We start from the raw sequence: 4839 nt of genomic DNA, 5'->3' as shown, positions 1-4839 counted from the left end.
CGCCCCAGGACCCCTACATCTTGTGCCTCACCGCATCACCGGCGAACCCCAGCTATGCACTCCGGATCCGGAAGAGCCCCATTGCCGCACGAAAACGGCATCGACGGCATACGTAATTTGATGAAGCCCTCGAGTAGCATGGCGCTCGTTAGGAATTGCTGTTAGACAGCTCTTATGGGATCAACCAGCTACGCGGTGGTACTTCGATGGCGTGAAGGTATTCCTCGCATCGCTCGGCGCCAGTGCCAATAACGGGGCCTCCAGGCAGGCCTATTACGCCGCCGACAAGCTCGCTTCGAGGGCCCCGGCTCGCCCCAGGGCACCCCGCTGCGTGATGCGGTCGAGCATGAATGAACGCTCCCACCAGACAATGACCTGATTCTTGGATGCGAACCGTCCGGGCACGCTAGAGCAGTTGCGCGAGCGCATCACCACGTTCCGCGAGCACTACAACTACCGTCGATCGCACCGAGTTGTAGAACAGGCCACGCCGCGGTCAATCCGCGAACCGCTTGAGCACGCCTATGCGGTCGAGCCGATTCGTAAAATGATGCTGAAGGCCGTGGCATCCAGTATCGGCAGGCGCGACGCTCAAGCAGACGTCGGATCGGGCGTGTAATAGTTTGGGTCTGGGAAAACGACTGGATATGCCAAAGGACGGCCCGGAAAGAAGCGATTCAAAGCCGTCGACGCCGGAATGGTCCACGCGTACGTCGAATCTCTAGCGCCTTCGAATAGACTCCGATATAGCCCGCGACCATCGATTCGCGGGAAAAGCGCTGGATTGTGAATCTTCGAGCGTCCTCGACTTGATAGTCGAGCCGCGGCCTCTCTAGACTTTCGATAATTCTATCTGCAAAGTCAGGCGCCGAACCAGGGATCGCGAGCGAGGCATGGCCCCCAGCGGCCTCCGGTATCCCGCCGATATTGCTAACCACACACGGTAGTCCAACGCACATAGCCTCGCATACGACTAGTCCCAAACCCTCCCATTTCGATGCGAGAACAAAAAGATCGGCGGCACTCAATAAGGCTCGAACATCGGATCGTTCGCCCACGAAGTGTGTTCGACCTTGGAGGTTCAGCTCGTTAACCAGGCCCAAGATCGCTTCCCGTTCCGGCCCTTCGCCAACCGCCAACAGATGCACATCGGTCAACTTCTTTACTACAAGAGCAAACGCTCTAAGCAAGGTTTCGTAGTCCTTACTTGGAGTCAGTCTAGCGACTGTAATTATAATTCGGGCCCCCGACGGTATACCAAACTCCTTCCGCACGATGGGGCCAGCGCTAACGTCGGGAGTGAACTCGTCTACTGCTATGCCATTGTATACAATTTCAGTTGGGCGCCTGTTAAAGCAGTCGCCTGCCTGGGCTGCGGATACCGCGCCGCTGACCGCTGTATTAATGTCGGAGGCCCAAGCAGTTCGAATCGATATATGGCGATTACGTTCTGGCCCCTCCGCGGTACTATGCGTCGTCGATACCAGGCTAAATTTGCGCAGGTAAAGAACCCCAGCCAGTCGGCACAGCATGTTAGCGTGGAACGCATGTGAGTGCACAATCGTCGGTCCAACTTCACGAATGATTGATTGGAGGCGGGTAACCGCGTCCCTAATCCCCCGGGGCGTCCGCAAAGATGTCCCCAATGAATACTTCGCAATCTCGGTGTTGGGGAGTCCTTCAACGGGGCCAGTAATAGCTACGATAATAGCCTGATGTCCGCGATCAACAAGCCCCTGAGCGAGATTGGCGATTACGTTAGCGACTCCCCCGGTTGCCATTGAAGAGACCACAAGCATAATGGTCTGGGGCGGCAACAGATTATCTTCTAGGCTCGAGCTCGACACTAATTCCCTTCCAATCAGCACGTCGCTTAGTCTTGAATCATCTAAGGTGGATTCTGGAACCAATCTCTCGACCCTACCTGAGTCGCCCGCGTTTCAGTTTTACAATTGTATCGGTCTGCGCTTCAATCCAATAACGTCCGAAAGAGATTAAGGCATTAATTGCGGTGCAATTGTGTATCACCTGACCGGGAGGAGTGCTCGGAAGTGAAACGTAACGGGTAATGACCGGTTGCGCTAGGCTGGTCAGTTTGTACCTCGCCAAGGAAGTACAACAGCGCGACACCAAGCAGAAAGAACGGTCCATCGTGGTAAACGGGATCAAAGAACAATCCCGAAGCTAACCACGCAACTAGTGGGACTGCGGAAACGACTCGGAAACGGCTCCTCCTCAGCGAAAGGGCGACGAACGCCATTACCAGCGCTGCGGTACCCAGTAGCCCGAATTCTACGAGAATAGTTAAGAACGTATTGTCTGCAGTAGTGGCCATGGAGTTTGCGAGGTAAGCATTCTTGGAGAAAGACTCTCCGAACCCCCCTAAGCCCAGCCCAAAAAGGGGGGCTTCAAGGAAACTGTCTAAAGCTAATCCCAAGTTCCTGAACCTGGTTGCATCGGACCCAGTTCCGTTCAGCCTGGCATCAATCAGCCCACTCTGGGATAAGTAGAAGAACGGCAATGATACCAGTGCGCCAATCGAAGCTAAGTGGAGCAATTTCGGCGCCCTGCCCCTCCCGTAAAAAACCGCAAACCAGAATAAGATGACGGCTATCGTTATAATCCCGCTACGACTCAAGGTCAGTGCAATGCAGAAGATTATGAAGACGCCTGTAATCAACTTGAACTTAGTTGGAAATTGGCCTACTAGCAGGACTGCGAATGCAATCGCCAAGACTGCAGCCGTTACAACGGCATTTCCTGACGAACCGGCTGGGCGAAATACTACATACTTGACTGCGACCTCTGCCCCAAACCAGCCGACGTGGCGCTGCAAAGCATATTCAATCAGCACGGTTATGCCCAGAAATAGCGCCGGCCAAACTATTGCCGTTTCGATCGTCTGTCGCAGACGGCCTTGACTCTCGAAGCAGACCGCTAACGCGATTAATCCTGCGCCAATATGGAACGCCCAATAGAGCCTAGCGTAATCTTGGTTTACCAGCGCTGCGGTAACGCCGAGCGTCCCAACTAATAACCCGGCTACACCTACGGGCGACGTAGCAGCCCGCGAAATCTTCTGTGGGTATACGATAAGGCAGATAGCAGCTGACGCTAAGAGTATTATGTGGAATAGCGTCCAGTTCCCAAGGGGCCCAAACGCTAGACTGAACGAATCATTGAGAGACCCATTAGGTGCCATTATGGCAAAAACGCCCAATGTCAATATCGGGCTAAGTAGAATGGCGGGGATGCAGGCGACTAAACACAACACCAGCCCTGTCAGGCCGGGACTTAGGGAGTAGAGAGACAGTGCTGCCATCGATGCGACAAAGCCAAGTAAAGTCCTTGGCAGTCTAGGTGAGTTAGTTGCGGGCCGTATAGGGGTCTTGCCCCCTAGCATGTCTAGACCCCCGTAGCGGCTAGTGATTGCCACAGCCCCTGCCCCAATCTGTCGAGTTACCCAGTATTATTTGACCCAACACCATTTGCCATGCAGCAATGCTGTCGTAATTAGATTTGCAGCACGCAAGACCAGTTACCAAAATTGCATTTCAACTAGCGGTAGCCGGCAACGGTCCTGCGCAATTGCGAACCTCAAGGACATGGTGAGATTCCCACTCTCGGAAGATCCCATCTTGATGAGCGGACTCATGGGCGCATTCTAGATTACGACTACTCTATAGTAAGAGACGGGTGCCGTCGCCCCAGTGAGACGAATATTCACCCAGACGGAGGAGGCGACGTGGTGTCGTGCGCGGGCCGTTCCTCGTTGGCCCGCATCGCTGCGAACACCCGGTCGGATATCCGGCTGCGAAGCAATCGCAAGGCCTCGGTGCGCGTCTCTTCGGTGGCGATGGCCGTATCTTAGTAGTCGGCTTGTTCGGCGCCGGGCTCAAGCTGGGTCACTGCGGCAATATGCAGCGCGGTGCCGATTTGCCTGTCGTCCCCGCGAGACAGCCTGGAGAGCCCTTGGGCCAGACCATACGGGGGTCCGGGTCGTATCGTTCAGACCTGCTTATGTCTCCAATGTCTCGAACTCGGCTGCCCCCGGCGGTCTCGCCGATGATCGGGGCCTCTCCAGCAACCCGAGGACTGGGACCTCAGGCAAGTTGTGATGATTCGCCGCACCATCCAGGGCAGGCGGCTCTCTATCTCGATCATCCATCGGGCGAGCGACCGGATGTCCTCCTTGATGTTGCGGACGATCTCCGCTTAACCCGGTCAGGTTGGCCAGGTGGGAACTTAGGTCGTCCAACGGTGGTACCGACGCCTAGTTCGAGAGGGTATCTACGACGCCGGGTCACTCTCGCGGAAGATCCCGCCAACTAGCACCGCAGAGCCCAGGCTACGGCGGTTGTCAGACCGCAGCGTGATCTAGCGAGCCGGCCCAGGCGATATTGCCGTGGGCAGGTCGTCTTCCCGCGGAACGACACGCACGACCGCCTCTGTGTCGAACGGGGCGGACTCACGGCCCGACCGGCACATACCCGCCTTCCGCAGAACCGAGTAAATCGGCTTCCAGACTCCGGGTCAGGTGCCGGCAATCCTCAATCGCGATGCGCACGTCATCGGATAGTGCCCCCGTGGGGTGGTGGGATTTGGGTCGGCGCCTAGTCATGCGCGCTGATCAACGAGCAGTTGCTGACAGTAGTCGTCACCGGTGTCGAGGACGTGCTGCATCGCGGTGATCACTTGTCGGAGCAGCGTCATCGAGGTCTCTGAAAGGTGGCGCTGGGAGACTTGCCATTCGTCGTGCTGGTCGATCAACACTCAAGTCGCCATGAACCGCACTGGCTCCGTCGGAGGGTGTTGCTGAATCAAGCGGCCTGAGGTTCG

4 protein-coding genes are annotated in these 4839 nt (G+C 56.3%); 1 reads left to right on the top strand and 3 read right to left on the bottom strand.

The annotated features are described in order from the left end of the window. Positions 1-382: 382 nt before the first annotated feature. Positions 383-619, top strand: a complete 237-nt coding sequence (locus NR111_RS17970) for a hypothetical protein (RefSeq protein WP_256821595.1) — start codon at positions 383-385, stop codon at positions 617-619. 58 nt (positions 620-677) lie between these two features. Here the strand turns inward: NR111_RS17970 and NR111_RS18855 are convergent, their stop codons facing one another. The 3 genes from NR111_RS18855 to NR111_RS17960 all read right to left on the bottom strand — a co-directional run bounded on the left by NR111_RS18855 (position 678) and on the right by NR111_RS17960 (position 4773). Next, positions 678-1781 carry a glycosyltransferase gene (locus NR111_RS18855; protein WP_374210758.1) on the bottom strand — a complete coding sequence of 368 codons (1104 nt, stop codon included), beginning with the start codon at positions 1779-1781 and terminating at the stop codon, positions 678-680. A gap of 221 nt (positions 1782-2002) precedes the next feature. Then, positions 2003-3322, bottom strand: a complete 1320-nt coding sequence (locus NR111_RS17965) for an O-antigen ligase (RefSeq protein WP_256821594.1) — start codon at positions 3320-3322, stop codon at positions 2003-2005. A 1295-nt stretch (positions 3323-4617) separates the two neighbouring features. Further along, complete coding sequence (locus tag NR111_RS17960; protein WP_256821593.1) at positions 4618-4773, bottom strand: hypothetical protein; 156 nt, start codon at positions 4771-4773, stop codon at positions 4618-4620. Between the last annotated feature and the right edge of the window lie 66 nt (positions 4774-4839).

It is taken from the genome of Dietzia sp. Die43, assembly GCF_024519835.1.
Classification (GTDB): domain Bacteria; phylum Actinomycetota; class Actinomycetes; order Mycobacteriales; family Mycobacteriaceae; genus Dietzia; species Dietzia kunjamensis.
Note: the sequence above shows the minus strand (reverse complement) of the source record. Positions and strands in the feature narration are given on the sequence as shown.

What these genes read in the sequence shown, in the direction of transcription:
- NR111_RS18855 (WP_374210758.1), bottom strand. Translation starts at nt 1,781, where the DNA reads ATGGCAACCGGGGGAGTCGCTAACGTAATCGCCAATCTCGCTCAGGGG.
- NR111_RS17965 (WP_256821594.1), bottom strand. Translation starts at nt 3,322, where the DNA reads ATGGCAGCACTGTCTCTCTACTCCCTAAGTCCCGGCCTGACAGGGCTG.